Annotated in this window: 26 protein-coding genes and 1 tRNA gene; 15 read left to right on the top strand and 12 right to left on the bottom strand. The window is 72.6% G+C overall.

The window, feature by feature from the left end:
• Positions 1 to 451: 451 nt before the first annotated feature.
• The gene (locus PH190_RS29295) at positions 452 to 700 is read right to left on the bottom strand and encodes a helix-turn-helix domain-containing protein (protein WP_274235075.1); all 249 of its coding nucleotides are present in this window, start codon (positions 698 to 700) and stop codon (positions 452 to 454) included.
• A gap of 153 nt (positions 701 to 853) precedes the next feature.
• Here PH190_RS29295 and PH190_RS29290 point away from each other — a divergent pair, with 153 nt between their 5' ends.
• Positions 854 to 1,597: an XRE family transcriptional regulator gene (locus PH190_RS29290; RefSeq protein WP_274235074.1), complete on the top strand. Its 744-nt coding sequence runs from the start codon at positions 854 to 856 to the stop codon at positions 1,595 to 1,597.
• 4 nt (positions 1,598 to 1,601) lie between these two features.
• Entirely contained in the window at positions 1,602 to 2,072 is a 471-nt protein-coding gene (locus PH190_RS29285) for an NUDIX hydrolase (protein ID WP_274235073.1), read from the top strand.
• Here the strand turns inward: PH190_RS29285 and PH190_RS29280 are convergent.
• From PH190_RS29280 to PH190_RS29270, 3 genes are all read right to left on the bottom strand, one after another.
• Positions 2,063 to 2,626 carry an HD domain-containing protein gene (locus tag PH190_RS29280; protein WP_274235072.1) on the bottom strand — a complete coding sequence of 188 codons (564 nt, stop codon included), beginning with the start codon at positions 2,624 to 2,626 and terminating at the stop codon, positions 2,063 to 2,065. The two genes, PH190_RS29285 and PH190_RS29280, sit on opposite strands and share 10 nt — an antisense overlap.
• An 82-nt stretch (positions 2,627 to 2,708) precedes the next feature.
• Entirely contained in the window at positions 2,709 to 4,088 is a 1,380-nt protein-coding gene (locus PH190_RS29275; protein WP_274235071.1) for a tyrosine-type recombinase/integrase, read from the bottom strand.
• Positions 4,089 to 4,304: 216 nt separating this feature from the next.
• Positions 4,305 to 4,381 (bottom strand) — tRNA-Lys (locus PH190_RS29270).
• Positions 4,382 to 4,906: 525 nt separating this feature from the next.
• On the opposite strand from PH190_RS29270, the gene PH190_RS29265 reads away from it, so the two are divergent.
• Together PH190_RS29265 and PH190_RS29260 are read left to right on the top strand one after the other, a co-directional pair.
• On the top strand, positions 4,907 to 5,464 hold the full coding sequence (locus PH190_RS29265) for a hypothetical protein (protein ID WP_274235070.1): 558 nt from the start codon (positions 4,907 to 4,909) through the stop codon (positions 5,462 to 5,464).
• Positions 5,465 to 5,834: 370 nt separating this feature from the next.
• Positions 5,835 to 6,623 carry an ArsR/SmtB family transcription factor gene (locus tag PH190_RS29260; protein ID WP_274235069.1) on the top strand — a complete coding sequence of 263 codons (789 nt, stop codon included), beginning with the start codon at positions 5,835 to 5,837 and terminating at the stop codon, positions 6,621 to 6,623.
• A gap of 45 nt (positions 6,624 to 6,668) precedes the next feature.
• On the opposite strand, the gene PH190_RS29255 is transcribed toward PH190_RS29260, so the two are convergent.
• Positions 6,669 to 7,718 (bottom strand): PHP domain-containing protein, encoded by a 1,050-nt coding sequence (locus tag PH190_RS29255; protein WP_274235068.1) that lies wholly within the window; start codon positions 7,716 to 7,718, stop codon positions 6,669 to 6,671.
• A gap of 88 nt (positions 7,719 to 7,806) precedes the next feature.
• On the opposite strand from PH190_RS29255, the gene PH190_RS29250 reads away from it, so the two are divergent.
• The 5 genes from PH190_RS29250 (at position 7,807) to phoU (ending at position 15,115) form a co-directional block, all read left to right on the top strand.
• A complete protein-coding gene (locus PH190_RS29250) occupies positions 7,807 to 9,405 on the top strand; it encodes a Rieske 2Fe-2S domain-containing protein (RefSeq protein WP_274235067.1) in 1,599 nt (532 codons plus the stop codon).
• Positions 9,406 to 9,410: 5 nt separating this feature from the next.
• Entirely contained in the window at positions 9,411 to 10,529 is a 1,119-nt protein-coding gene (dusB, locus tag PH190_RS29245) for a tRNA dihydrouridine synthase DusB (protein WP_274235066.1), read from the top strand.
• Positions 10,530 to 10,819: 290 nt separating this feature from the next.
• Complete coding sequence (locus tag PH190_RS29240) at positions 10,820 to 11,746, top strand: GGDEF domain-containing protein (protein WP_274235065.1); 927 nt, start codon at positions 10,820 to 10,822, stop codon at positions 11,744 to 11,746.
• A 211-nt stretch (positions 11,747 to 11,957) separates the two neighbouring features.
• A complete protein-coding gene (locus PH190_RS29235; protein ID WP_274235064.1) occupies positions 11,958 to 14,357 on the top strand; it encodes an LCP family glycopolymer transferase in 2,400 nt (799 codons plus the stop codon).
• A 101-nt stretch (positions 14,358 to 14,458) separates the two neighbouring features.
• Positions 14,459 to 15,115, top strand: coding sequence for a phosphate signaling complex protein PhoU (gene phoU / locus PH190_RS29230; RefSeq protein WP_274235063.1), 657 nt, complete (start codon positions 14,459 to 14,461; stop codon positions 15,113 to 15,115).
• A gap of 134 nt (positions 15,116 to 15,249) precedes the next feature.
• Here the strand turns inward: phoU and pstB are convergent, their stop codons facing one another.
• The 6 genes from pstB to PH190_RS29200 form a co-directional block, all read right to left on the bottom strand.
• On the bottom strand, positions 15,250 to 16,026 hold the full coding sequence (gene pstB / locus PH190_RS29225; protein WP_274235062.1) for a phosphate ABC transporter ATP-binding protein PstB: 777 nt from the start codon (positions 16,024 to 16,026) through the stop codon (positions 15,250 to 15,252).
• Positions 16,027 to 16,046: 20 nt separating this feature from the next.
• Positions 16,047 to 16,958 (bottom strand): phosphate ABC transporter permease PstA, encoded by a 912-nt coding sequence (gene pstA, locus PH190_RS29220; protein WP_274235061.1) that lies wholly within the window; start codon positions 16,956 to 16,958, stop codon positions 16,047 to 16,049.
• The gene (pstC, locus tag PH190_RS29215) at positions 16,958 to 17,929 is read right to left on the bottom strand and encodes a phosphate ABC transporter permease subunit PstC (RefSeq protein ID WP_420791722.1); all 972 of its coding nucleotides are present in this window, start codon (positions 17,927 to 17,929) and stop codon (positions 16,958 to 16,960) included. Before pstC ends, pstA begins: the two co-directional genes overlap by 1 nt.
• Positions 17,930 to 18,062: 133 nt before the next feature.
• Entirely contained in the window at positions 18,063 to 19,169 is a 1,107-nt protein-coding gene (gene pstS, locus PH190_RS29210; protein ID WP_274235060.1) for a phosphate ABC transporter substrate-binding protein PstS, read from the bottom strand.
• A gap of 184 nt (positions 19,170 to 19,353) precedes the next feature.
• Positions 19,354 to 20,280, bottom strand: a complete 927-nt coding sequence (gene mshD, locus PH190_RS29205; RefSeq protein WP_274235059.1) for a mycothiol synthase — start codon at positions 20,278 to 20,280, stop codon at positions 19,354 to 19,356.
• A 67-nt stretch (positions 20,281 to 20,347) separates the two neighbouring features.
• Positions 20,348 to 21,208 carry a winged helix-turn-helix transcriptional regulator gene (locus tag PH190_RS29200; RefSeq protein WP_274235058.1) on the bottom strand — a complete coding sequence of 287 codons (861 nt, stop codon included), beginning with the start codon at positions 21,206 to 21,208 and terminating at the stop codon, positions 20,348 to 20,350.
• A 170-nt stretch (positions 21,209 to 21,378) separates the two neighbouring features.
• On the opposite strand from PH190_RS29200, the gene PH190_RS29195 reads away from it, so the two are divergent.
• The 6 genes from PH190_RS29195 to PH190_RS29170 all read left to right on the top strand — a co-directional run bounded on the left by PH190_RS29195 (position 21,379) and on the right by PH190_RS29170 (position 25,782).
• The gene (locus PH190_RS29195; RefSeq protein WP_274235057.1) at positions 21,379 to 21,882 is read left to right on the top strand and encodes a TlpA family protein disulfide reductase; all 504 of its coding nucleotides are present in this window, start codon (positions 21,379 to 21,381) and stop codon (positions 21,880 to 21,882) included.
• Positions 21,883 to 22,170: 288 nt separating this feature from the next.
• The gene (locus PH190_RS29190) at positions 22,171 to 23,013 is read left to right on the top strand and encodes a sulfurtransferase (protein WP_274235056.1); all 843 of its coding nucleotides are present in this window, start codon (positions 22,171 to 22,173) and stop codon (positions 23,011 to 23,013) included.
• A complete protein-coding gene (locus PH190_RS29185; protein WP_274235055.1) occupies positions 23,013 to 23,312 on the top strand; it encodes a DUF1416 domain-containing protein in 300 nt (99 codons plus the stop codon). The genes PH190_RS29190 and PH190_RS29185 overlap by 1 nt, the downstream gene beginning before the upstream one ends.
• 247 nt (positions 23,313 to 23,559) lie before the next feature.
• Positions 23,560 to 24,222 (top strand): heme-binding beta-barrel domain-containing protein, encoded by a 663-nt coding sequence (locus PH190_RS29180; protein WP_274235054.1) that lies wholly within the window; start codon positions 23,560 to 23,562, stop codon positions 24,220 to 24,222.
• Between the two features lie 25 nt (positions 24,223 to 24,247).
• Positions 24,248 to 24,883 (top strand): 5-oxoprolinase subunit B family protein, encoded by a 636-nt coding sequence (locus PH190_RS29175; protein ID WP_274235053.1) that lies wholly within the window; start codon positions 24,248 to 24,250, stop codon positions 24,881 to 24,883.
• Complete coding sequence (locus PH190_RS29170; protein WP_274235052.1) at positions 24,880 to 25,782, top strand: 5-oxoprolinase subunit C family protein; 903 nt, start codon at positions 24,880 to 24,882, stop codon at positions 25,780 to 25,782. The genes PH190_RS29175 and PH190_RS29170 overlap by 4 nt, the downstream gene beginning before the upstream one ends.
• On the opposite strand, the gene PH190_RS29165 is transcribed toward PH190_RS29170, so the two are convergent.
• Positions 25,671 to 26,110, bottom strand: a 440-nt coding sequence (locus PH190_RS29165; RefSeq protein ID WP_274235051.1) for a hypothetical protein, incomplete at its 5' end; no start/stop codon positions are given. The two genes, PH190_RS29170 and PH190_RS29165, sit on opposite strands and share 112 nt — an antisense overlap.

Raw genomic sequence — 26,110 nt, 5'->3', positions numbered from 1 at the left:
GGAGGCGTCCCGGCTGCCTCCACCCCGCGTGCGGGCGCCGCCGGCCGTCGAGGTCTCCGGGGTCAAGGGCCGGACTCGTCCGGCCGCGCAGCGGCGCCACCGGCGCCCTTGAAGCCGGAGGAACGGCCGGCTCACGCTCGGCGGGCCACGTCTGTTCTGCGTCGCCTCGGGTGACTCGCTTCGATTTCTCGGCCACGCGGCCTTGAGCGGCCTCGCTGGAGCTGTTCTCAGCCGCCCCTTGGTGCCCCGGAATCGCCCAAGAGGGCGGGAGTCGCGGCTTGATCGACGGCCGACATCAACCCGCCAATGGCCGCTGGCAGGCCCTGCCCGACCGGAGTGCCGATGAATAGCACCAGGGCAACGAGGGAGAACACCACCGCACCGGCTGCTGACCTCGTCTTGGCGCAGATGAATGCACCGAGAATCGCAAAGAGGATCAGTAGTCCGACGCTCACCGCCGCCCACCACCGAACATCCCGAGCAGCGACGAGTCGCTGTCCGAACGCTCCGCGGTCGCCTCCGCGACGAGTCCGTCGATCACCGCTGCCGGGATCAGCAAACGCCCGCGGATGCGGATCGCCCGCAGCTCACCAGAATTGATCGCGCGGTACACCGTCATGCGCGACATCTTGAACATTGCAGCGACCTCGGCCACGTCGTAGAACGTCGGCGCTGTCGCAGTCCCTTCGTTGAGCGTCACGGTTTCCTCCGAAGCTCCTCCGTGCTCACCGAGTGGCGGCGAGGCAACGCAAGAGTGCGGAAAAAGCAGGGGACGCCTACACCATCAGGCGGGACAACTAGGGACGTCTTCGCTAGAATAAAGTCGTCCCTAGGCAAGGCCTGGAGGTCCGAGATGGCCAACGAACGTCTCCGTGATGCCCTGATGCACGCTGGGCACTCGACCTCCACGGCAGCCGACCAGGTCGGGGTCGACGCGAAGACCGTCGAGCGGTGGCTCACGCAAGATCGGGTTCCCTACCCCCGACATCGGGGCGCTCTGGCCGCCCTGGTCGGACGGAGCGAGTCGTACCTGTGGCCTAACGCCGTGCCGGCTCAGCGGCAGAAGATTGCCGCGACCTCGGAGATCGTCGAGACGTTCCCACACCGCAGCGACGTGCCCAGCCGCCTGTGGGACGACCTGCTGCAGCGGGCGTCAGCACGGATCGACGTGCTGGTGCACGCTGGCCAGTTCCTGCATGAGCGGCCCGGCTTCATCACCACTATGAAGGCCAAGGCCGAGGCCGGCGTCGCGGTGCGGGTCGCTTTCGGGGCTCCTGAGAGCGAGGCCACTGAGCGCCGGAGCGCGGAGGAGAAGCTCGGCCCCGGAGTGCTGGGTGCCCGCATCCGGTACGGCCTCGTTAGCTACCGGCCGCTCCTCAACACCAAGGGCGTCGAGTTCCGCTTCCACGAGACCACGCTGTACAACTCGATCTTCCGGTTCGACGATGAGATGATCGTCAACATGCACGTCTTCGGCGTCCCCGGTCCGCACGCGCCAGCAATGCATGTGCGAAGACTGTCGGCAGGCGACGTCTTCGAGACGTACGAGGGTAGCTTTGGGGACGTATGGGAACAGTCGCACTCGGCCGAGTGGTAGCGGCGTGACCAGAACCGATTACTTCAACGACCCGGACGCCCCTCGACCAAACAGCATCGTCATCGCCGTCAGCGCTTTCGTTCTCGACGACGAGGAGCGGCTGCTGATGATCCGTCGTACCGACAACGGTTACTACGCGCTTCCAGGTGGGCGCCATGAGCTCGGCGAGACGATGACTCAGACGGTCGTTCGCGAAACCAAGGAAGAGACCGGGATCGTCGTCGAGGTGACGGGGCTCGTCGGCATCTATTCCAATCCCGACCATGTCATGGCCTACGACGACGGCGAGGTCCGTCAGGAGTTCTCCATCTGCTTCCGAGCGCGTGCCGTCGCCGGTGCACCTCGGACGAGCGACGAGTCGAGCGAGGTCGTATGGGTGCCCCGGGCGGGGCTGAGCGACATCGACGTCCACCCCTCGATCCGGCTCCGCATCGACCACGGATTCCGTACTGACGCGCCGCCGTACTACACCTGATCGGCGAGCCCGACCGACGTCAGCCAGTTTCTGGACCGTTGGACCGCCGCAAGCCGCTCGTCCATGCCGGCGTCGAGCGCGCGCGTCACGTAGTGGTCGGGCCCGTAGCGCTCGCGAACCTCGGCCATGCGGTCCTCGAACTTCATGTCGGTGCCGTCCGGGCCGGTTGTCATGTCGCAGTACCAGAGCAGGTCGCGGGTACGCGTCCGCTCGTCGTGGAACTCCGCGAGCTCGTCAGCCACCCCAAACTCCTGGGCCTCGGCCCAAGCGGACGAATGAAAGGCGATGAGGTCCACGACACGCCGCGGGGCGCCGTGGGCGCGGAGATAGTGGGCACCGTCAAGCGGATGGAAGCCGATGGCCGCGAGGCTCGGTGCGTAGCCCACGTCGTGCAGCCAAGCCGTTGTCTCGAGGAGCTCGCCGTCCTCGCCGAGTTCCCGACCGATGAGTCTCGCCTTCTGAGCGACAGCTACAACGTGTGACCAACGACGCGGGATGGCCTCGGCAAGTAGCCGTTGCGCATCTTCTTCGGCGTCGGCCGGCTCGAGGCCCATCCCGAGCAGCTTAGACGCGACGTCGTCGCCGATGCCCCGCTCAGTTGGTCAAGGTCGTCCACCTTGACTGCGCCGTCACGACTCACGGCAGGACGCGCGCGCCTCGTCCGGCCACGACTTCGACGTAGCCCCAGCCCTCGAGCAGCTTCACAGCGCGTTGGACAGTTGAGATCGATACGCCACGCTGTTGGGCGAGGCGGGGAAGCGACGGCAGCAGCTCGCCGACGCTCAGATGGCCAACATCGATCTCTTCAACCATCGCGTGGGCGACGCGCTCGTAGGGATACCTCGGATGGTCTGACTCCGGCCGGGCCCGAGACGTCGTCGTCGACCGCGCGGGCATGCGAGAGAAGAGGGTCGACGACGCCCGCTGATCGGACTCGGACACCCACGCGGTGTACACGCGGAGGGTGGTCGTCCCCCCTCCTCCATGGCCAAGCCTTCCGGCCACCGTCCGGATATCGACGCCTCCGGCGATGAGCTCGGTTGCCGAGTAGTGCCGCAGCTTGTGGATCGATGTCCTTATTCCGAGCCGAGCGACGAGCTTGGCGTAGCGCTGCGACACGGAGTCAGGCAGGAGGTGAGTGGAGCCGTCGGGCGCTCGCGAGAAGACGAAGGCGTCCTCGGACAGGGCGACGGCCACGGCGGCTGCATGCGCCTCGCACTGTCCACGATGAGCGAGCAAGAGGGCGACCGTTTCGTCGTCGAGGGCGAGCCGCCTCTGCTGGTGAGACTTGGTGTCCTTCTCCCATCGCTGCTGACCGCGTTGCCCGATACTGCGCGCCAACGTGAGGGATCCGCGCTTGAGGTCGAGGTCGCGCCACCGCACGCTGCATAGCTCGCCCCGCCGCAGTCCCGTCACCATCACGAGCCACACGAGCAGGCCCCAGTCGGGGTCCTTCCACGCCTCGTTGAGGATGCGCGCCGCCTCGTCGGGCGAGGGTGGCGTCGGATTCGGCTTCGGGGCGGTGGGCGGCTCAGCTGCGTCGATCGGATTCGTCGCAATCCAGCCCCATCGAACAGCGCGCTTCAAGGCGCCGCTGAGGATGAAGTGGATCTGGCGGACGCTCGAGGGCGCTAGGGGCCGACACACATGGGCGCGGCAGCGGTGGTCGCAGGTGTGATCGCGGCCCGTGCGGTGATCAACGCGCGGCTTTCGGTCACAGTGAGCCCGGCACCGTCGGAGTTCTGCGTAGAAGGAGTCGAAGACGTTCCCGTCGAGAGCGCCGACCTTCACCGAGCCGATGAGGGGCCGGATGTGGTTGTCGGCGTAACCCACATACGTGCCGATCGTGCTCGTATCCCGGTCGAGGACCTCGAAGTATTTGTCGAGCATCTGGTTGACCGTCGCCGCGGTCCGAGGGCTGCGGCGCTCGTCGAGCTGGGTCCCGAGCCGGCGCGCGGCCTTTTCCGCTTCCCGAGCAGCACGCGGACCTGGCGGAACGACCTCGCGCAAGTACATGCGACGGCCGGTGACTGGGTCAGTGCCAGCGAAGAGCGAGACGCGCAACGACCCGCTCGGCAGCTCCTCGATCGTCCCTCGCCGGGCGCTACGCCGGCCCCTCCCCGCGGCCATAACGTGAAGAGTACAGCGCGCCATGCTCCACGATCTGCTCCACGAGAGTCGCGAGGACGCTCGTCGGAAGGGTTCGTTCGACTCATACTTGCAGGTCATGAGTGGTGGGCCCCGTGGGACTCGAACCCACAACCAACGGATTAAAAGTCCGTAGCTCTGACCGATTGAGCTAGAGGCCCGGCGGCCAGCACGAGCCGCGGGGACGAGCCTAGCCGCGCGTCCCTCGCCGGCCCGGGGAGCGCCCGAAGAGCACCTCGGATTGGTCCGTTCAGCGCATCCAGGGGTGCGTTCGGCGAGCAGGCGGGAACCTCGAGCACGTCGGCGCGCTCCCGGACCGTGACCCCACTCGGTGCAGCCACCGGTCCTGGACGAGTGAGTCGCCGTGACGCCCGCGCATCGTTTCCCCTGGTCAGCCAAGCGGTTGACCATGGGACAGCGGCACGGCCGCGACACGCCGGAGCGAAACGCCGAGGGCAGCTCTGACGCACCGTCACCGGATGTCACGGACCGGTCACTGTCGTGCTGCGGGCCGGGAACGAGTACGAACAACAGACGCCGGAGGCCCGATCTCCGGCACGCACGACCGGAGCAGCGGCCGGGCACTCCCCGATCCCACGCCTCGACCGCCGCCACGGAAGCCCGCGGGCCCCGACGGGGCGCTGGACCACCCGGCGCGCCGGCCGCCAGGAGAGGAGGCCACCGAGATGTCGATGGCCGTGGTCATGTCCGAGATGCCCGACGTCTGGCGCAAGGTGCTCGCCGAGCACGTGCCCGACGAGCGCCACCACTGCCGCGAGTGCTTCCACGCCGGGGGGCGCGCGAGCTGGCCGTGCCAGACCTACCGCATCGCCCAGGAGGCCAAGTGGGTCGCCGAGGGCGGCCTGCCGGGCACCGGCCCGCACGGCCCCGGACCGAGCCGGACCCGCATGACCCCGCCGGAGCCGGCCCGCGACGCGTCCCGTGACGCGCTCTCGTCGGGGCCGATCGCCCGGCCCTCGCCGCCGCCGCAGGACGGTCCCTGGACGGGGTCGACCTCCCTGCCCGCGACCGGCGACTGGGCCGCGCCGTTCCCCGCCTCCGGCGGCTGGGCCGCGCCGACGTCCGCGCCGAGCGCGCTCGACGACCGTCCCCTCGCGGGCGACCCGCGCGGCGAGACGGCCGGCGCGGCGGTGACCGGCGAGCGTCCCTACGGCTCGACGTTCGACGCCCCGTACGGCGCGTCGTTCGGTGTAGACGACCAGGTGCACGCCGCGCGCTGGTGACCCTGATGCAGGTACAGGGCCGAGAGACAGGAAGGCCCCCGGAGCGTCCTCCCGGTCGCACTGGCGACCGGGCCTCGACTGGACGAGGGTCGAGGGCTCCGGGGGCTGGTGTCCTGCCTGGATTCGCTGGCCGCCCTGCCGCGGGATCACTGCCCGCGGACCGGCCATTCCACGGCCTTCGAACGGCTAGCTGACGGACACCTCACGAGTCCTGTCGTTCATCAACGCTGGACCACCTCCTCTCCCGTGTACCTCCAAGTTAGGCGCGCGGCGATCACCCCGCAAACGGGTTCCGCCACACGGTTGACGAGCAACCTTCAGGTTGCCTATCTTGGTCGCGCAACCGGATGGTTGCTCGATCGGAGTGGTGATGGACGAGGTGTTCCGCGCCCTCGCCGACCCCAGTCGGCGGGCGCTGCTCGACGGCCTGCACGCCCGTGGCGGTCAGTCGTTGCGGGAGCTGGGCGAGGGCCTGGACATGACGCGGCAGGCCGTCGCGAAGCACCTGGGCGTGCTCGAGGCCGCCGGGCTCGTCGTCACCTCGTGGCACGGGCGGGAGAAGCACCACCACCTCAACGCCGCGCCGATCAACGACGTCGCCGACCGGTGGATCCGGCGGTACGACCGGGCGCGGGCGCAGACCCTCGCCGACCTCCGACAGGCGCTCGAGGAGACCGAGATGTCCGACGACTTCGTCTACGTGACCTACATCCGCACGACGCCCGAGAAGCTCTGGCAGGCGCTCACCGACCCGGCGTTCATCACCCGGTACTTCGAGGGCGGCGGGCCGAGCTCGGACTGGCGGGAGGGCTCGAAGGTGCTCTGGTCGATGCAGGGCGAGCCCCACCACGACTGGGACCAGCACGTGCTCGAGGCCGACCCGCCGCGTCGGCTCTCCTACACCTGGCACAACTACCAGCCCGAGATGGCGGAGATGTTCGGCTGGAGCGACGAGCGCCTGGCCGAGCTGCAGCAGGAGAAGCGCTCGAAGGTCACCTTCGACATCGAGCCGGCCGGTCAGGCCGTCAAGCTGACCGTCACCCACGACGACTTCGTGCCCGACAGCGAGATGCTGCGCGGCGTCTCGCAGGGCTGGCCGGGCATCCTGTCGAACCTCAAGTCGGTGCTGGAGACCGGCGAGGTCGTCGGCATCGCGTGATCGTGGGGGCTTTCCTGACGTCCAGTGACAGCGTGGACGCCAGGCTTACTGACCCCGGGTGCGCCAGGCGGCCAGGTCGGCGGCGGAGCGGGTGTTGACGATGCGGTCGATCGGCACCTCGCACTCCTCGGCGCGCTCGCAGCCGTAGGGCTGCCAGTCGAGCTGGCCGGGGGCGTGGGCGTCGGTGTCGACGACGAACTCGCAGCCCGCCGCCAGGGCCTGGCGCAGCAGGTCCCGCGGCGGGTCGAGGCGCTCCGGCCGTGAGTTGATCTCGACGGCCACGCCGTTCTCGATGCAGGCGTCGAAGACGGCCTCGGCGTCGAAGGTCGACGGCGGCCGGGTGCCGCGCCCTCCGGTGACCAGACGGCCCGTGCAGTGCCCGAGCACGTCGACCAGCGGGTGCGACACCCCGGCGATCATGCGAGCGGTCATCAGCTCGCTCGGCGCCCGCAGCTTGGAGTGCACGCTGGCCACGACGAAGTCGAGCTCGTCGAGGAGGTCGTCGGGGGCGTCGATGTCGCCGTCCTCGAGGATGTCGACCTCGATGCCCCGCAGCAGGCGGAACGGCGCGAGCTCCTCGTTGACCTCGGCGATGACGTCGAACTGCCGCCGGCGCCGCTCGGGGGTGAGGCCGTTGGCGACGGTGAGGTTCTCCGAGTGGTCGGTGAGCACCATCCACTCGTGACCGAGGTCGCGGGCGGTGCGGGCCATCTCGAGGACGTCGCTGCCGCCGTCGGACCAGGTCGAGTGCGTGTGGCAGTCGCCCCGCAGCGCGGCGCGGATCGCCGCCCCGCCCCCGACCGGCTCGGTGTGGCGGGCCTCGAGCTCGGCGAGCGTGGCCGAGGTGCCGCCGTCGAGGACCTCGGTGACCACGGCGGCCGTCTTCTTCCCGACGCCCTTGAGGTCGGTGAGGGTTCCGGTGCGGGCGCGGGTGGCAACCTCGTCGGGGTCCAGCTCGGCCAGCCGTTCGGCCGCGGAGCGGTACGCCTTCACTCGGTAGGTCTCGGCCCGCTCACGCTCGAGGTAGAAGGCGACGGCACGCAGTGCGGCGATCGGGTCTCTGCCGATGGGTCTGCCGACGGGTCGGGCGGTCACCTGGTCAGGGATACCCCACCCGAGGCGGCCGTGGGCCACGCCACCACGGACAATCGGTGACGAGCGACGTCATGGAGGTGGTCTGCTCGTGCGGGTGACCGGAGTCGGGCACGCGGGAATGCGCTTCGACACCACGGCCGGCAGCGTGCTGTGCGACCCGTGGGTGAACCCGACGTTCTTCGCGTCGTGGGTGCCGTTCCCCGACAACACGCAGCTGGACTGGGACGCGCTGGGCGACTGCGACTACCTCTACGTCTCCCACCTGCACCGCGACCACTTCGACGCGGAGAACCTGCGCAACCACGTCTCGAAGGACGCGCGCGTCCTGCTGCCGGACTACCCCACCGACGAGCTCGAGCACGAGCTGCGCGCGCTGGGGTTCCGGCACTTCATCCGGACCGAGACGGGTGTGCCGCAAGAGCTCGACGGCGGCCTGCGGTTCATGATCACGTCGCTGAAGGGCCCGGGTGACGGCCCGATCGGCGACTCCGCGCTCTCGCTGGACGACGGCACCGCGCGGATCGTCAACCAGAACGACGCGCACCCGCTGGACATCCCGAAGCTGCTGGAGTTCGGCGCCTACGACGCCCACTTCACGCAGTTCTCCGGCGCGATCTGGTGGCCGATGGTCTACGACCTGCCGAAGGCCGCCAAGCGCGAGTTCGCGCGCCGCAAGCGCATCGGCCAGGAGGACCGGGCCATGCGCTACATCCGCGAGGTCGGCGCGCCGCACGTCTTCCCGACCGCCGGCCCGCCCTGCTTCCTCGACGACGAGCTGTTCAAGTGGAACGGCCTGGGCTACGAGGGCGTCGAGGGCGAGTCGATCTTCACCGACCAGTGGGAGTTCCTGGGGCGGATGCGGGAGCTCGGGCACTCGGCCGGATCGGGTCAGCAGGGCCACCTGCTGCTGCCCGGCACCACCGCCGAGATCGGCCACGGCACCGTCGACGACCTGACGCACCCGGTGAGCGACGCCGAGATCGAGACGATCTTCCTCGACAAGGAGCGCTACCTGCGCGACTTCGCCGAGCGGGCGCGTCCGGCGATCGAGGCCCAGAAGGCGCAGTGGGCGGCCCCGCAGCCGGACATCCTGCGCCAGCTCAAGGAGTGGATCGAGCCGCTGATGAAGCGCGCCGACCACATGTGCGACGGCATCGGCGGCCCGGTCCGCATGGACCTGCAGGGCATGCCGGAGGACACGCCGGGCGTCGACTCCGACGGCACGCTCTCGCTCGCCTTCGACTTCACCGCCCGCGAGATCCGCGTCTGGAACGGCGAGCAGTGCCGCTACCGCTGGGGTGTGCCGGCGACGCTGGTGGCGACGAACATCGCGAGCGGCGAGGTCGACTGGTCGAACTCGCTGTTCCTCTCGGTGCGGTTCTCGGCGACGCGCGTCGGCCAGTACAACGAGTACCTGTACACGTTCTTCAAGTGTCTGTCCGAGGAGCGGATGGACTACGTGGAGAACTGGTACGACGCCCAGAACGACGACGGCCGCGACATCGAGCTCGACGGCTGGAAGGTGCAGGCCCGCTGCCCGCACCTGTCGGCCGACCTCTCGAAGTTCGGCGCCGTCGACGGCGACGTGCTCACCTGCACGCTGCACAACTGGAAGTTCAACCTGAAGACCGGTCGCTGCCTGACGTCCGCGGGCCACGAGATCCGGGCCGAGAAGCTGGGAGAGTAGAGGTCGTGCTCCGCATCGGTCCCCTCGAGCTGCCGACGCCGGTCGTGCTCGCGCCGATGGCGGGCATCACCAACGTCGCCTTCCGCCGCCTCTGCCGCGAGCAGGGCGCCGGGCTCTACGTCTGCGAGATGATCACGGCGCGGGCGCTGGTGGAGAAGCACCCCGGCACCGCCGAGATGATCGCCTTCGACGCGGACGAGTCCCCGCGCTCGATGCAGCTCTACGGCGTCGACCCGGTGACGATCGGGCGGGCGGTCGACCGCATCGTCGACGAGGACCTCGCCGACCACGTCGACCTCAACTTCGGCTGCCCGGTGCCCAAGGTGACCCGCCGCGGCGGCGGGGCGGCGCTGCCCTACAAGCGGCGGCTGTTCGCGTCGATCGTGCGCGCCGCCGTCGAGGCCGCGGGCCGGGGCGGGCTCCCGCTGACGGTGAAGATGCGCGTGGGCATCGACGACGACCACGTGACGTTCCTCGACGCGGGCCGCATCGCCGCCGACGAGGGCGCCGCCGCCGTCGCCCTGCACGCGCGCACCGCCTCCCAGCGCTACTCGGGCACCGCCGACTGGGACCGGATCGCCGAGCTCCGCGACGCCCTGCCGGCCGCGACGCCGGTGCTGGGCAACGGGGACGTCTTCGCCGCGGCGGACGCCGTCGCCATGATGGAGAAGACCGGCTGCGACGGGGTCGTCGTCGGCCGCGGGTGCCTCGGACGGCCGTGGCTCTTCGGCGAGCTCGAGGCGGCGCTGGCGGGACGTCCCATCCCGACGCCGCCGACGCTCGGCGAGGTCGCGGCGGTGATGCGCCGGCACGTCGAGCTGCTCATCGCCCACCACGGGCACCACAAGGGCGTCCGCGACTCGCGCAAGCACATGTCCTGGTACCTGCACGGGTTCGCGGTCGGCTCCGAGCTGCGCCGCGAGCTCGGGATGATCGACGGGCTGGACCGGCTCGACGAGCTGCTGGCCCGCCTCGACCACGATCTCCCGTTCCCCGCCGACGCCGACGGCCCGCGCGGCCGCCAGGGCTCGCCGGCACACGTCACGCTGCCCGAGGGCTGGCTCGACGACCCCGAGGACGACACCGTCCCCACGGCCGCCGACGTCATGCACTCCGGCGGCTGACACCCGCCCGGGGCGCTACTCTACGTACTCGGCGCGGCGGGTCACGTCGATCTCACATCACCGGCGGCACCCGCCGTCCCCGCAGGACCACCGGCGCGGGCGACTCAAGTAGGGCCGAACGTGTCGACGCGGGATCCGTCTACGCAGCGTCACCTGCGCCGGACGACTGAAGTTGACGGCGACGCGGCGAATCACCGTTACACCGCGGCGGTCCGGGGCGACACTAGAGGTGGACGGAGGTGGTGTGTGTGCGGCTGGCCGGGCTGCTCAGTGGACGCGGGAGCGCCACGGTGACGACCGCGGAGCCGGCGCGCGACGGGGACGTCGCGGTGCCCGAGACGCCCGTCGTCACGCCCGAGACCGTCGTCACCTGCGGTTTCCCCACCTCCCCGATCGTCGGCCTCGACGCGGTGCCCGCCGGCGACCTGACGCCGGACGGCCGCGCCGACCAGGCGCGCGCCCACGAGGCCGCCGCCGAGGTCCTCGCCGACCGGGGCGACTGGCGCCGCGCGTACCAGCACATGAAGGCCGCCGTCTCGCTCGTGCGCGACGAGCGGACGCTGCCGGCCGGTGTGCCCGATCAGTTACGCGTCGAGGTCGATCGTCTCCGCCGCGAGCGGGCGGAGGCCCGCGAGCAGAGCCGTCGCGACAGCCTCACGGCGACCTGGAACCGGCGCTACCTCGACGAGCGACTGAGCACGTTGCGTCACGATTCGTCGAACGGCGGCGCGGTCTGCGTCGCGCTCGCCGACGTCGACCACTTCAAGCAGGTCAACGACACCCACGGCCACGCCCTCGGCGACGAGGTGCTGCGCCGGCTCGTCGACCTCATGAGCGAGGAGCTGCCGCCCGACGGGTTCTGCGCCCGCTACGGCGGCGAGGAGTTCGCGCTCGTCCTGCCCGGGCTCTCGCCCGCGGACGCGGTGCGGGTGTGCGAGGAGGCCCGGGCGCGCGTCGACGCGTACCCGTGGCACGAGATCGCCGAGGACCTGCGGGTGACGGTCAGCGTCGGCGTCGCGTGCCTCGACGCCGCCGACAGCGGTCGGCCCGGCTCGCCGGGGCTCGACGCGGCGGACGCGCTGCTCTACGTCGCCAAGCGCGCGGGACGCAACGCCGTGGCCCACCGGGACGGCGACGGCACCGTCCGACTCGCGGGCGCGGCCGCGGCTCGACGGGGCATCGCGGCCGCCGCCCGTCGCGCGTTCCCGACCGGCTGACCGGCCGAACCCCCGGGTGGCCGACCGGGTCGGTCGTGTCGCCCGGTCGTGTGGCGGTCGCCGTGTCCGTCTTGTGCCCGCGTGTCCGCGTGGCGTAGTGGACCCCGCGCCGGAGGACCCGGGCTACGCCGTAGTATCCCGCTGCTGACCAGCCCGGACCCTGCCCGGACCACCGTGGGCGACGGCCGGGGGCCCACCCTCGAGGAGATGCGTGACCGACGACCGCGCCGGTGATCCGGTCCGGGGCCCCCGCCCCGCGACGACCGGTGGCGACGCGGCCCGTCCCCCCGTCTCCGGTCCGGCCTCGGCGCCCTTCCGCATCCCGGTCGCGGCGCCGCACCACGGGCGTCGCCCGACGATGGTGCCGCTGACGCGCCGGCGCGGTCCGCGCCTGGGGCTGCGGCCGCCGGGCGCCGCGCTGGTCACGGCACCGACGGCCACGGCCGGGTCCGGTGCGCCGGCGGCCCCGAGCACGCCCTCGTCCGGCATCCCGTCGCCCGCGGCCGCCGACCCGCCGTCGACGCGGTCGCCGGTCGACGCCGTCACCCTGCCCGCGGGCCGGGTGCCGGTCCGGCGCGTGCCGACGACGGTCCGCGAGCCCGGTCCGCCCGACGGCGAGCGAGACGAGCCGGAGCCGACGGCGGGGGTGGCGACGGCCGCGACGCCGCCAGCGGCCGAGGCGGACGACCCGTCGGTGCCCCCGACACGGCCGGTGCCGCCCGTCGTCCCGCCGGCCCCGCCTCCTGCGCAGCTCGAGCGGCCCCACCCGCCCGTGCCGCTGGCGCCCGCGCCGCGCGACTCCGAGGGCACGCCGCCACCGGCACCCCGGTCCGGCGCCGCGTCGGCCGCGGCCTCCACGTCCGCCTCTCCGGGGGCCCCGACCGCTCCGGCACCGCCGACCTCGCCCGCGGACCCGGCTCCGCGCGACGCCGGGCCCGACGACGTGCCTGCCCCGGCCACCACCGCCGCCCCGGCCGAGGAACGCCAGCGCGCGGTCGCGGCGCCGGCGCGGGAGGCCGACTGGGCGGCGACGTCCGCCGTCCTCGCCGCCGCGGGCTCGCGCCTCGCCACCTGGCGGCGTCGCTGGACCTGGCGCCGGGTCGCGCGGCTCGCGACCGCCGCGTGCGCGGTGCTCGTCGTCGTGGTGTGCGGGCTCGGGTGGGGCGCGGCGTCGTGGGTCGAGGCCGCCGTGCGCCAGATCGGCGCGCTCGACCCGAACTCGTCGGCGATCCAGGACGCCGCGGCCCAGGTCGGCGACCAGAACTTCCTCGTCGTCGGCTCCGACACCCGCGCCGGGGCCCCGGCCTCGGAGGACGCGGGTGACACGGCCGACGTCCCGGGCGCCCGCACCGACACGATCATGATCGTCCACGTCCCCGAGGACCGCTCGGGCGTGATCGTCGTGTCGTTCCCGCGCGACCTGGAGATCACCCGCCCGGCGTGCGAGCGCTGGGACCCCGTCACGGGCGCCTACACCCCGCAGGTGCTCCCACCCGCGCCGCGCGTCAAGCTCAACTCGGCGTACGCCGCCGGCGGCCCCCGTTGCGTCACGCGGACGGTGCAGGAGCTCTCGGGCCTCGCGATCAACCGCTTCCTCGGCGTCGACTTCCAGGGCTTCCAGGGCATGGTGGACGCGGTGGGCGGCGTGCCGATCTGCACGGAGCGCCCGGTGCGCGACTCGGTGCTCGGCGAGATCCTCCCGCAGGCCGGCCCGACGGTGCTGACCGGTCAGCAGGCGCTCGACTACGTCCGGGCGCGGCACGTGCAGGGTGACCCGTCCAGCGACTACGGCCGCATCCAGCGCCAGCAGCGGTTCCTCGGCGCGCTGCTGCGCTCGGTGCTCTCCGCGGGCACGCTGCTCGACCCGAGCCGCCTCGAGGGTCTCGTCGCGGCGGTGTCGCGCTCGACGTTCGGCGAGAACATCGGCTCGGACCAGCTGCTGACGCTGACACAGTCGCTCGGCAGCCTCGACCCGCGGACGGTCACCTTCGTCACCGTGCCCACCACGGGCATCGCCAACGACCGCGGCAACGAGGTGCTGCGGCCCGGCGAGGAGCGCGCGCTGTTCTCGGCGATCATCGAGGACCGTCCGCTCCCCGGCGACCCGGGGGCGCCCGCCGCCCCGGCGCCGATGGCCGCCGAGGTGCGCCTCGTCGACGCGCGCTCGGCGGACGACGGGGGCGACGACGAGCGCTCCGGGGAGAGCGCCGACGCCCGTTCCGAGGAGGACCGGGACGACGAGGACGACGGCGACTCCGACGACGACCGGCGCAGCGACTGGGCGGCGGCGGCCGGTCCGACGGCCCTGTCGATCGCCGAGCGACTCCGCGCCGCGGGCTTCGGCGTCGTCACCGAGCCCGCCGGCTCCGCGACCCCCACCGGCGGCGCAACGACGATCCGCTACTCGCCCGACCAGGCCGTCGCGGCGCAGACGCTCGCCGCCGCCGTGCCCACCGCGACCCTGGAGCCGAGCGGCTCCGGCACCGGGGTCCTGACGCTCGTCCTCGGCGACGACTTCGACGGCGTCCGCTCCGGCGAGGGCCCGACCGGCAGCACGCCGTCGGCGCCGGTCAACCCGACCATCACCGCTGCCGACGCCTCCTGCACCTAGGACCGACGTCACGCCCCTGACGAGGCCTTTCGAGATCGCGTTCATCCCTGGTTCACGTCGCGGTCGGATGAGCGACGGCGGCTCCGCGTAGGTTGCGCGGTATGCGCACGGCCTATCACGAGAAGCTCGATGCCCTGTCCGGGGAGCTGGCCGAGATGTCCCTCATGGCCGGCGAGGCCATGAAGAAGGCGACGACCGCCCTGCTCGAGGGCGACCTCGACCTCGCCGAGGAAGTCATCTCGGACGACACCAAGATCGACGCCCTGCGCAGCGCGGCGGAGGAGCAGGCGTTCGGCCTCCTCGCGCTCCAGGCGCCGGTCGCGGGCGACCTGCGGTCCGTCATCGCCGCGATCCACTCCGCGGGTGATCTCGAGCGGATGGGCGACCTCGCCCTCCACGTCGCCAAGGCGGCCCGCCGTCGCCACCCGCAGAAGGTGCTGCCGGAGGACGTCACCCCCTACTTCGCCGAGATGGGCCGCGTGGCCCTCGACCTCGCGCAGGACGCCCGCCAGGTCATCCTCACCCGCGACGTCGAGCTCGCCTTCACCATGGAGTCCGACGACGACGCCATGGACGACCTGCACCGCCACCTCTTCACGCTCCTGCTGAGCAAGGAGTGGCCGAGCGGGGTCGCGCCGGCGATCGACGTGACGCTGCTGGGCCGCTTCTACGAGCGGTTCGCCGACCACGCCGTGGCCGTCGCCCGCCGCGTCGTCTACATGGTCACCGGCAAGATGCCCAACACCCCCGAGGCCTGAGCCGTCCGGACGCACGAGAGCCCCTCCCGCACGGTGCGGGAGGGGCTCTCGTGTGTCCGGGCCCCGTGATCGACGGGGACATCGCGCGCGTAGAAGCAGCGAACAGCGCGTTCGCTGCATCCACGGCGAGCCGCTCAGCCGAAGCGGCCCGAGATGTAGTCCTCGGTGGCCTGCTCGGTCGGGTTCGAGAAGATCTTCTCGGTGTCGTCGATCTCGACCAGGTGGCCCGGCTTGCCCGTGGCCTCGAGGTTGAAGAACCCGGTCTGGTCGCTCACCCGCGCGGCCTGCTGCATGTTGTGGGTGACGATGACGATCGTGTACTGCTTCTTGAGGTCCGCGATGAGGTCCTCGATCGCCAGCGTGGAGATCGGGTCGAGGGCCGAGCACGGCTCGTCCATGAGGAGCACGTCGGGCTGCACCGCGATCGCGCGGGCGATGCAGAGGCGCTGCTGCTGACCCCCGGAGAGGCCGCCGCCCGGCTTGTCGAGCCGGTCCTTGACCTCCTTCCACAGGTTGGCGCCGCGCAGCGAGGCCTCGGCGACCTCGTCGAGCTTCTTCTTGTCCCGCACGCCCTGGAGCTTCAGGCCCGCGACGACGTTGTCCCGCACGGACATCGTCGGGAACGGGTTCGGCATCTGGAACACCATGCCGATCGTGCGGCGCACGGCGACGGCGTCGGTGCCGCGGTCGTAGATGTTCTCGCCGTCGAGGAGGATCTCGCCCTCGACGCGCGCCCCGGCGATCTCCTCGTGCATGCGGTTGAGCGTGCGCAGCACGGTGGACTTGCCGCAGCCCGACGGGCCGATGAAGGCCGTGACGCTGCGCGGGATCACCGTCAGGTTGACGTTCTGCACGGCGTGGAAGGCGCCGTAGTAGATGTCGACGTCCTTGAGGTCGATGCGCTTGGCCATCGCTGTCCTGTCCGCCCGTTCTACTTGGGGATCGCGGAGAAGCGCGAGATCAGGCTCGCACCCACCTGGAAGATCATGATGATGATGATCAGGGTCAGCGCCGCGCCCCAGATCCGGTACTGGCCGGCCGCCTCGGGGTTCGAGAGCTCGCTGTACATGAGCAGCGGCAGCGACGCCATGTTGCCCTCGAAGGGGTCGTAGTTGATGGCGCGCGCGTACCCGACCAGCACGAGCACCGGCGCCGTCTCCCCCATGATGCGCGCGATCGCCAGCATGACGCCGGTGACCGTGCCGGACAGCGCGGTCGGCAGGACGATCCGCAGGATCGTCTTCCACTTCGGGATGCCCAGCGCGTAGGCGGACTCCCGCAGCCGGTCGGGCACCAGCCGCAGCATCTCCTCGGTGTTGCGGATGACCACCGGGAGCATCAGCAGCACGAGGGCCAGCGACACCATGAAGGCGCTCTGCGGCGCCCCGAGGATCGAGATGAACGCGGCGAAGACGAACAGCGCGGCGACGATCGACGGGACACCGGCGAGGATGTCGACCATGAAGCTGACGGCACGTGCGAGCGGGCCGCGGCCGTACTCGACGAGGTAGATCGCGGCGAGGATGCCGACCGGCACCGCGATGACGGTCGCGATGAACGCCTGGATCAGCGTGCCGTAGATCGCGTGGTAGACGCCGCCCTCGTACTCCTCGGGCAGGACGCCCGAGAGCGAGTAGCCCCACCAGTCCGCCGAGAGGATGGCGGGCAGTCCCCGGGCGATCACCGTGACGAGCACCCACACCAGGGGCACGACGGCGATGAGGAACGCGAGGCTCACGAGCACCGTGGCGACGTGGTCCTTGATCCGCCGGCCGAGGGCGATCTGCCGGGTCGGCGGCTCGGAGGCGGGCCGATCGAGGTCGGTCCCGGTCGCGGTGGTCATCAGCCGTTCACCTTCCCGCCGGCGATGACGCGCGCCAGCGCGTTGACGACGAAGGTCAGGACGAAGAGCACGAGGCCGGCCGAGATGTAGGCGCCGGTCGGCAGCGGCTGGCTGAACTCCGAGGCCGCCGAGGCGATCAGCGACGCGAACGTGTAGCCGCCGTCGAAGAGGCTGAAGGTCATCGGCGAGGTCGAGGCGCGGATGACGATGAGGACCGCGATCGTCTCGCCGAGCGCGCGCCCGAGACCGAGCATCGAGCCGGCGATGTAGCCGCTGCGCCCGTAGGGCAGCGTGGCCATGCGGATGACCTCCCAGCGCGTCGCCCCCAGGGCCTTGGCGGCCTCGATCTGGAAGCGCGGCGTCTGGGCGAAGACCTCGCGGCTGACCGCGGTGATGATCGGCAGGATCATCACCGCGAGGACCACGCCGCCGGTGAAGATCGTGCCGGAGAGGACCGGGAGGTTGCCGGTGCGGAAGAGGAAGATCCAGCCGAGGTCGGTGTTGAGCCAGCGCGCGATCGGCTCGATCGCCGGCGCCAGCACGAGGATGCCCCAGAGGCCGTAGATGATCGACGGCACGGCGGCGAGCAGGTCGACGACGTAGGCGAAGGGCCGGGACAGCTGCCTGGGCGCGTAGTTCGTGAGGAACAGCGCGACGCCGAGCGCGACCGGCATGGCCAGCACGAGCGCGAACACCGACGAGAACACCGTGACCAGGAAGAGGTCGCGGATACCGAACGAGAGGTTGTTCTCGTCGCCGGTGCTGAACTCGGGCGAGGTGAAGAAGTTGGCGTTGTTGGCCATCAGCGACGGGACGGCCTGGATCAGCAGGAACAGACCGATCAGCGCGACCGCCGCGACGACGAGGACACCGGAGCCCGAGGCGAGGAAGCGGAAGACCGACTCACCACGTCGGCTCGACCGCGCCTTCCGCTCGGGAGGCTCCGGCACGGGGCTCGGGGAGGGGACGATCTGGTCCTCCTCGCCCTCGGAGCCGGGAGCTCGTTGCTCGATGCGCTCGCTCACGCTCGCATACCCTTCTCGGTTCGGTGCGGGCGACGGGGCCGCGACCCGCCGGGATCGCCGGCGGGCCGCGGCCGGGACGTCACTGGATCGCGTTGACGGCGTCGGTCAGACGCTGCTTGAAGCGATCGGGCAGCGGCACGTAACCGGCGTCCGGGAGACCCGCCTGGGCGTCCGGCGACAGTGCCGTGGTGAGGAACGCCTTGACGCCCTGGGCGGTGGCGTCGTCCTGGTAGTTCGAGCAGACGATCTCGTAGGTCGCCAGCGCGATCGGGTAGGCGTTGGGCGTCGAGGTGGTGTACAGCGAGTTCAGGTCCAGCTTCAGGTCGTTGCCCTGGCCGGAGACCTGCACGCCCTCGATGGCCGCGCCCACGGTCTGCGGGTTCAGCGGCACCGGGGCACCGCCGCCGGCGTTGATGATGTTCGCGACGCCCAGTCCGGCGCGCGTGGCGAACGACGACTCGACGTAGGTGATCGAGTTCGGGGTGTTGCGGGTCGCGTCGGCGACGCCCTGGCTGCCGCGCGCACCCGCGCCGACGCCACCGGAGAAGGTCTGCTCGGCCTCCTGCGGGTACGAGCCGTTCGAGGCGGCGTTGAGGTAGCGCTGGAAGTTCTGCGTGGTGCCCGACTCGTCGGAACGGAAGTTCACGATGATCGGGGCGGCCGGGAGCTGGCGGCCCTGGTTGAGGGCGGCGATGGCCGGGTCGTTCCAGGTGGTGATGCCGCCGTTGAAGATGCGGCCCAGGGTCGGGCCGTCGAGCGCCAGGTCGGTCACGCCGGGCACGTTGTAGGCGACCGCGATGGGACCGAAGACCAGCGGGAGGTTCCACGCCGGCGACGCGCAGCGCTGCTCGGCGCGCGGGGCCTCCTCGCCCGACAGGGCCGAGTCCGAGCCGGCGAAGTCGGTCTGGCCGCCGATGAACTCGTTGCGGCCCGCGCCCGACCCGCTGGGGGTGTAGGCGAGCGTCTGGCCCTGGCAGGCCTGCTCGAAGGAGGTGACGAAGCGGGTGATCGCGTTCGCCTGGGCCGACGAGCCGCTGGCCCGCAGGTTCTGCTTGCCACCGCAGGCCGCGGCGTTGGCTCCACCCTGCTCGCCGCCGCCCCCGGCGTTGTCGCTGCCGCAGGCGCTGAACAGGAGCGTTCCGGCGGCGATCAGACCGACCGCCGCTGCGCGCCGCTGATACCTCACAGGGTTCCTCCGTGTCTGGGTCGTGCCCTCCGTGGCCGGTGTAGACCGCGGTGGGCCGTCGCGGCGCCGGCGTCGACGCCGGACGCGGACCCTAAGGAGACCGGGGGAACGCCCGGAGCTGCGCGTATGAACGCGAGGTGAACAGGGTCGTTGAAGAGAGCATCATCACGCGCTGCCGGGCACGTCAGCGCTGGTAGGAGACGTCCACCGCGTCGCGCTCGAAGCCCAGCGCCCGGTATGTGGCGATGGCCGCAGCGTTGTCGCCCTCGACGTAGAGGATGGTCGTGCGCAGCCCGCGGTCGGTCAGGTGGTGCAGGCCGGCGAGCGTGAGGGCCTTGCCGAGGCCCCGCCCCTGGGCGGACGGGTCGACGCCGACGACGTAGACCTCGCCCAGCGGCTCGGCGACCGTGGCCGACACCGCGTGCACCTTCGTGAAGTGGAAGCCGAGGAGCTCCTCGGTGGCCGTGTCCCACGCGAGCAGCACGCCCGCCGCGTCGAACCACGACTCCGCCTCGATCTCGGCGACGTCGGCGGTGGTCCAGCCGCCCTGCTCGGGGTGCCAGGAGAACGCGCGGTTGTTGACCGCGACGACGGCGTCCTCGTCGCGGCCGACCCGCAGCGGGCGGATGACGGTCCCGTCGGGGGCGACGAGCTCGGGCAGCGGCGGGGCCTCGTGCCCGGGGGCGGGCCGGCGCATCCGCCAGAGCTCGCGGACGCGGCGGCGCCCGACGCGCTCGGCCAGGTGCGCGGCTCCCGGGTGGTCGCCGTGCGCCCAGAACCGCGCCTGCGGGGCCGCCTCGACGACGGCGTCGACGAGCACCGCCCCGACGCCCTCCCGGCGCCGCGCGGGGACGACGGCGAGCTCGGCGACCGGGTCGTCGGGGTGCTCGGTGTCCAGCAGCGCGTGGCCGACGAGGGAGTCCTCGTCGTGGACGAGCAGGTGCCGCGTGCCGGGGCGCCCGCCGCCGGAGCCCAGGGCCGCGATGTCGCGGCGGGCCGGCTCGGCGTAGGCGTCGACGCCGTCGGCGGTGGCGACGGCGCCGACCAGGGCGCGCACGGCGTCGGCGTCCGCCGCGCTGGTCGCCCCCGTGATCCACCGGCTGGTCAGCACGCCGCCGACCGTAGCGGGCCCGCCCGTCGTCGTGCGGGCCCGCTCCGGGACGCTCACCGCGGTGTGTCTACAGGCCGCGGGCCCAGGCGGCGGGGCGCACGACCCGCGCCTCGTCCCACGACCCGGTCGACCGCGGCACCGGTGTCGCCGGGGTCCGGGATGCCGGGGCGCCCGGTGCCTCCTCCTCGTCGGGCTCGGCGCGCTCGAGGCGCTCGGCGCCCGCGTCGTCGCCGGCGGTGGCGCGGGAGGTCCCGAGGACGCCCCGCATCGGGCGGACGAACTTGTAGCCGACGTTGCGCACGGTGCCGATGAGCTGCTCGTGCTCGGAGCCGAGCTTCGCCCGCAGGCGCCGGACGTGGACGTCGACGGTGCGGGTGCCGCCGAAGAAGTCGTAGCCCCAGACCTCCTGCAGCAGCTGCGCGCGCGTGAAGACGCGGCCGGCGTGCTGGGCGAGGTACTTGAGGAGCTCGAACTCCTTGTACGTGAGGTCGAGCGGGCGCCCGCGCAGGCGGGCGGTGTAGGTGGACTCGTCGATGACGAGCTCGCCCAGCACCAGCGCGCCCTCGGCGCCCGCGCCGTCGGAGGCGCGCCGGGCCCGCAGCAGGCGCAGGCGGGCGTCGATCTCCGCCGGGCCGGCACCGGGCAACAGCACCTCGTCGACGCCCCACTCGAGGGAGACGGCGACGAGGCCACCCTCGGTGAGCACGGCGATGACCGGCACGTCGAGGCCGGTCGAGCCCAGCAGGCGGCACAGGCTGCGGGCGGCGGCGAGGTCGTGGCGGGCGTCGACCAGCACGGCGTCGTGCGGACCGGCATCCAGCAGGGCCGCGACCTCGGGGGCCGCGGTCCGGAGTCCGTGGGGTAGCAGGGCCAGCGACGGCAACACTGACGTCGGCTCGGGGTCGGCGGTGAGCAGCAGCAGCTCCACGCGTGTCTCCCTCCGCGATCGTGGGGAGGACGATAGACCAGTTCACCGCGCTGTCACCCGCTCGCGCGTTCCACGTCACGTCGGTGCCCGGCGCGTCGGCGCCCACCACGCCCCGGCTACGCTGCGCGAACAGGGCGCGGGGAGTCCGCAGCGGCTGTCGGGAGGATCGGGTGTCGGGCTGGGTGCTCGTGGCCGTGCTGGCCGTCGTCGTGGTGCTCCTGTCCGGCCTCGTGCTCGTGGTCCTGCGCGGCCGACGCCGCCGGGTCGCCCCCGAGCCCGTCCCGGACCCCGTTCCCGACCCCGGGCCCGAGGGCACCCGACGCGACCTGCGACCGGTCGCGCCCCGTCCCGGCGGCCCGGTCGGCGGCGTGCTGCCCCGCGACCTCGTCGCCCCGCCCGGCGGCCTCGCCCTCCTGCAGCTGTCCTCGCAGTTCTGCGCGGACTGCCGCGCCTCGCGCGCCGTGCTCACCGACGTCGCCTCGGAGCACCCGGGGGTCACCGTCCGCGAGGTCGACGTGTCGGTGCGCCCGGAACTGGTGCGGCTGCTGGGCATCCGGCGCACGCCGACGACGCTCGTCGTCGACCCCGCGGGCGTCGAGCTGGCGCGCACCGTCGGCGTCCCCCGCCGGGCCGACCTCGTCGGCACGCTGGCCCCGTTGCGCCGCACGGGCTGACCTCGGGGAACGAACGGGTGACATCGCCCGCGGTCAGCGCTCGGTCCCTGCCCGATTCTTCGGTAGCGTGACGCCCGTGGACGGAGGGCTCACCCAGCGGCGCGCGATCGACCTGTGCCGCGTCGACTCCAGCCTCTGTCGCTGACCCTCCCGGTCGACCTCGCGTCCCGGACCGTCCACCAGGTCGCCCTCCCCCGACGGAGTCCGCCGGCCACGGGTGCCGGTCGCGTGCGTCGCCGTGTCGCAGGACCCCTGTATCCCGAGATGAACCCCCGAGGAGTACCGCACATGAGCCGCCAGGACGCCCTGGTCAGTGCCGACTGGGCCGAGCAGAACCTCGACGCCCCGAACACCGTCTTCGTCGAGGTCGACGAGGACACCACCGCGTACGAGGGCGGGCACATCCCCGGCGCGGTCAAGCTCGACTGGAAGACCGAGCTCCAGGACCCGGTGCGCCGCGACTTCGTCGACAAGTCCGGCTTCGAGCAGCTGCTGTCCGGCAAGGGCATCAGCAACGACGACACGATCATCCTCTACGGCGGCAACAACAACTGGTTCGCCGCCTACGCCTACTGGTACTTCAAGCTCTACGGGCACCAGGCCGTCAAGCTGCTCGACGGCGGCCGCAAGAAGTGGGAGCTCGACGGGCGCAAGCTCGACACCGAGGTCCCGCAGCGGTCGCAGACGCAGTACCGCGCCCAGGAGCAGGACACCTCGATCCGCGCCTTCCGCGACGAGGTCGTCAACGCGATCGGCACCAAGAACCTGGTCGACGTCCGCTCGCCCGACGAGTTCTCCGGCAAGCTCCTCGCGCCGGCGCACCTGCCGCAGGAGCAGGCGCAGCGCGGCGGCCACATCCCCTCGGCGCTCAACGTGCCGTGGTCGAAGGCCGCCAACGAGGACGGCACGTTCAAGTCGGACGACGAGCTGCGCGCCCTCTACTCCGAGCAGGGCCTGGACTCGTCGCGCCCGACCATCGCGTACTGCCGCATCGGTGAGCGCAGCTCGCACACCTGGTTCGCCCTCCACGAGCTGCTGGGCGAGACCGACGTCAAGAACTACGACGGCAGCTGGACCGAGTACGGCTCGCTCATCGGCGTGCCGATCGAGACCGGGGATGGGAAGTCCTGATGTGCAGTGCCCCTGAGCAGTCCGCCGAGCTGCCCGCCGGCACCGACCTCTCCAAGGAGTCGGTGCTGGTCGGCAAGGTGACCAACGGCGGCTCGCCCGTCGGCGGCGCCTACGTGCGGCTCCTGGACGGCACCGGCGAGTTCACCGCCGAGGTCGTCTCGTCCGCGTCCGGCGACTACCGCTTCTTCGCCCGCCCGGGCACCTGGACCGTCCGCGCGCTCTCGCGCTCGGGCAACGGCCAGACCGAGGTGTCCGTCGGCGGGCCCGGCCTCTTCACCACCGAGGTCCAGGTCGCCTGACGCCGTGTCAGCGACGTGCCGTCGCTGACACTCGACGTCCGTATCGGTACGTCGATCACTCGACGACCACGCCGCCCGCTCGTCCCGCCCGTCGCGGCGGGGCGGGCGGGCGGTGTCGTTAGGGTGGTCCGGTGGCGTGGTTCTACACGGTCCTGCTCGCCGCGTGCAGCGCCGGGATCCTCGGCGGCGGCGTCGTGCTGACCCGGCGGCTGTTCCGCGACGAGCTGCTCACGGTCGAGGAGGAACGATGAGCGACGCCCCCTTCGCCGACGAGGGCGGCGAGGTGCCCGAGGGCACCAGCGGCAACGAGGCCATCCGGGCCGCGAGCGAGCGCGCCCAGCACACGCGCGACGCCAACCTGCCGCCGTGGCCCGACCTGCCCGTCGAGAACGACACCGCGAACCTGCGGCTGGGCCCCGACCTCAACGACGCCCTCCTGGGCCTGCTCCCGCTGGTCGGGGTGTGGCGCGGGGAGGGCGAGGTCGTCTACCCGACGATCGACGGCCCGTTCCACTTCGGCCAGCAGATCACCGTGGCGCACGACGGGCGGCCGTTCCTGTCGTGGGAGGCGCGCTCGTGGATCCTCGACGGGCCGGGCGGCACGGTCGTGCGCCCCGCGGCCCGCGAGGTCGGCTGGTGGCGCGCGCAGGCCGACGGGACGATCGAGCTCCTGCTCGCCCACCACACCGGGATCATCGAGCTCTACTACGGCGCGAGCCGCACCCAGACGTCCTGGGAGCTGCAGACCGACGCCATCGCCCGGACCTCCAGCGCCAAGGAGGTCAACGGGGCGACGCGGCTCTACGGCATCGTCGAGGACGGCGACCTCGCCTACGTCGAGGAGCGCGCGATGGAGGGCCAGCCGCTCCAGCCGCACACCTCCGCCCGGCTGCGCCGCATCGTCGGCTGAGGCGGCGGAGGGGGCGGAGGAGTCCGTGGACGTCCGGCCGGTGGGTCCGGAGGCGCTGGTCGTCGACCTCGACGGCCTCGACCAGGTCGCCGTGGCGGGCGCGGCGCTGCGCGAGGCCCTGGACCGCGGCGAGCTCCCGGGCGTCGTCGACGTCGTGCCGGCCGCCCGGACGGTGCTGGTCACGGCACCCGGAGCGCGCGAGGCGCTGCGGGCGGTGCGCGCGCTGCTCGACGGCGTGGACCTGACCGCCACCCCCGATCGCGGCGCGGCGGGCACCGTGGAGCTGCCGGTGCACTACGACGGCGAGGACCTCGAGCTCGTCGCGCGGGACGCGGGCTGGTCGACCGCCGACGTCGTCGCCGCGCACACCGGCGCCGAGCTCACCGTCGCGTTCGGCGGCTTCGCGCCGGGGTTCGCCTACCTCACGGGACTGCCCGAGGCCCTGCACCAGCCGCGGCTCGACACCCCGCGCCCGCGCATCCCGGCCGGCGCGGTGGGGGTGGCCGGCGAGTTCGGCGGGGTCTACCCGCGCACCTCCCCCGGCGGCTGGCGGCTCATCGGCCGGCTCGCCCAGGACGCGCCGACCCTCTTCGACCCCGACCGCGACCCGCCCGCCCTGCTCGTCCCCGGCACCACCGTGCGCTTCCGGGACGCCGGGTGAGCCGCGAGCTCGAGGTCACCGCCGTCGGACCGCAGGCGCTGGTGGTCGACCGCGGCCGGCCCGGCTGGGCGCACATCGGCGTGCCGTCCGCCGGCGCGCTCGACGGGCCCGCCCACGCGCTGGCGCAGCGCCTCGTCGGCAACGGGCCCGACGACGCGGGGCTCGAGGTGCTCCTCGGCGGGCTCGCCGTGCGGGTGAGCGCCGCGGCGACCGTGGCGCTGACCGGCCCGCCCGGCGGCCTGCGCATCCGGCGCGCGGCCGGCGGGGAGCGGACCGCGCCGTCGCACCAGCCGGTCCACGTGGCCGCCGGCGACGAGGTGGTCGTGCCGTCGCCGACCTCCGGGCTGCGCGGCTACCTCGCGGTCGGCGGGGGGATCGCCGTCGACCCGGTGCTCGGTAGCCGCAGCGCCGACACGCTCTCGGGGCTCGGGCCGGCGCCGCTCGAGGTGGGGACGCGCCTGCCGCTCGGTCCGCCGACGACCATCCCGCCGGTGGGCACCGGGGCGCTCGGCGTCTCGGCGGCGCCCGACGCGGTGACGGTGCGCGTGCACCTGGGGCCGCGGCCGGACTGGGTGGACGACGCCGCGGGACGCCTGCGCGCGGGGACGTGGACGGTCGCGCCGACCGGCGACCGCGTCGGCGTGCGCCTCGAGGGCCCGGCGCTGGAGAGGGCCGCCGACCGTCGGGGCGAGGAGCTGCGCAGCGAGGGCCTGGTCGGCGGGGCGGTGCAGGTCCCGCCGGACGGGCAGCCGGTCGTCTTCCTCGCCGACCACCCGACCACGGGCGGCTACCCCGTCGTCGGCGTCGTCGACCCCGGGGAGCTGGCGGTGTTCGCCCAGCTGCGGCCGGGGTCGTCCGTGCGGTTCTCGCCGGTGGCGACGCCGGCCCCGGACGCCTGATCAGGTGCCTGATCGGCCGGGATCAGCCCGAGGCCTCGGGCGACGACGGTGGCCAGCACGCGCTCGTCCACGCCGACCAGCCGCGCGACCTGCGCGGGGGTCAGCCCGGCGCGCAGCAGCGCGGTGACGTCGCCCCGGCCGTCGCCCGGCGTGTCGGTGAGCGCGCGGACGGCGGCCTGCGGGTCGGGCAGCAGCACGCCCAGCAGTCGGTCCTTGGCGGCCTCGGCGGCGGGCGCGTCCTCTGCACCCACCGCGGTCGCGTGGTCGTCGGGGGTGGTGCCGTCGAGCGCGGCGTGGCGCGGGCGGTGGGCGGCGGGGTGGGCGGCGG

It is taken from the genome of Actinomycetospora straminea, assembly GCF_028737255.1.
GTDB lineage: Bacteria > Actinomycetota > Actinomycetes > Mycobacteriales > Pseudonocardiaceae > Actinomycetospora > Actinomycetospora straminea.
The sequence above is the reverse complement of the archived record's forward strand: the minus strand, read 5'-3'. Positions and strand labels throughout refer to the sequence as shown.

Excerpts from the sequence above, each read along its gene's own strand:
- PH190_RS29290 (WP_274235074.1), top strand. The coding sequence starts at position 854 with ATGGCCAACGAACGTCTCCGTGATGCCCTGATGCACGCTGGGCACTCG.
- PH190_RS29280 (WP_274235072.1), bottom strand. The coding sequence starts at position 2,626 with ATGGGCCTCGAGCCGGCCGACGCCGAAGAAGATGCGCAACGGCTACTT.
- PH190_RS29275 (WP_274235071.1), bottom strand. The coding sequence starts at position 4,088 with ATGTACTTGCGCGAGGTCGTTCCGCCAGGTCCGCGTGCTGCTCGGGAA.
- PH190_RS29265 (WP_274235070.1), top strand. The coding sequence starts at position 4,907 with ATGTCGATGGCCGTGGTCATGTCCGAGATGCCCGACGTCTGGCGCAAG.
- PH190_RS29260 (WP_274235069.1), top strand. The coding sequence starts at position 5,835 with ATGGACGAGGTGTTCCGCGCCCTCGCCGACCCCAGTCGGCGGGCGCTG.
- phoU (WP_274235063.1), top strand. The coding sequence starts at position 14,459 with ATGCGCACGGCCTATCACGAGAAGCTCGATGCCCTGTCCGGGGAGCTG.
- pstB (WP_274235062.1), bottom strand. The coding sequence starts at position 16,026 with ATGGCCAAGCGCATCGACCTCAAGGACGTCGACATCTACTACGGCGCC.
- pstA (WP_274235061.1), bottom strand. The coding sequence starts at position 16,958 with ATGACCACCGCGACCGGGACCGACCTCGATCGGCCCGCCTCCGAGCCG.
- PH190_RS29190 (WP_274235056.1), top strand. The coding sequence starts at position 22,171 with ATGAGCCGCCAGGACGCCCTGGTCAGTGCCGACTGGGCCGAGCAGAAC.
- PH190_RS29185 (WP_274235055.1), top strand. The coding sequence starts at position 23,013 with ATGTGCAGTGCCCCTGAGCAGTCCGCCGAGCTGCCCGCCGGCACCGAC.
- PH190_RS29180 (WP_274235054.1), top strand. The coding sequence starts at position 23,560 with ATGAGCGACGCCCCCTTCGCCGACGAGGGCGGCGAGGTGCCCGAGGGC.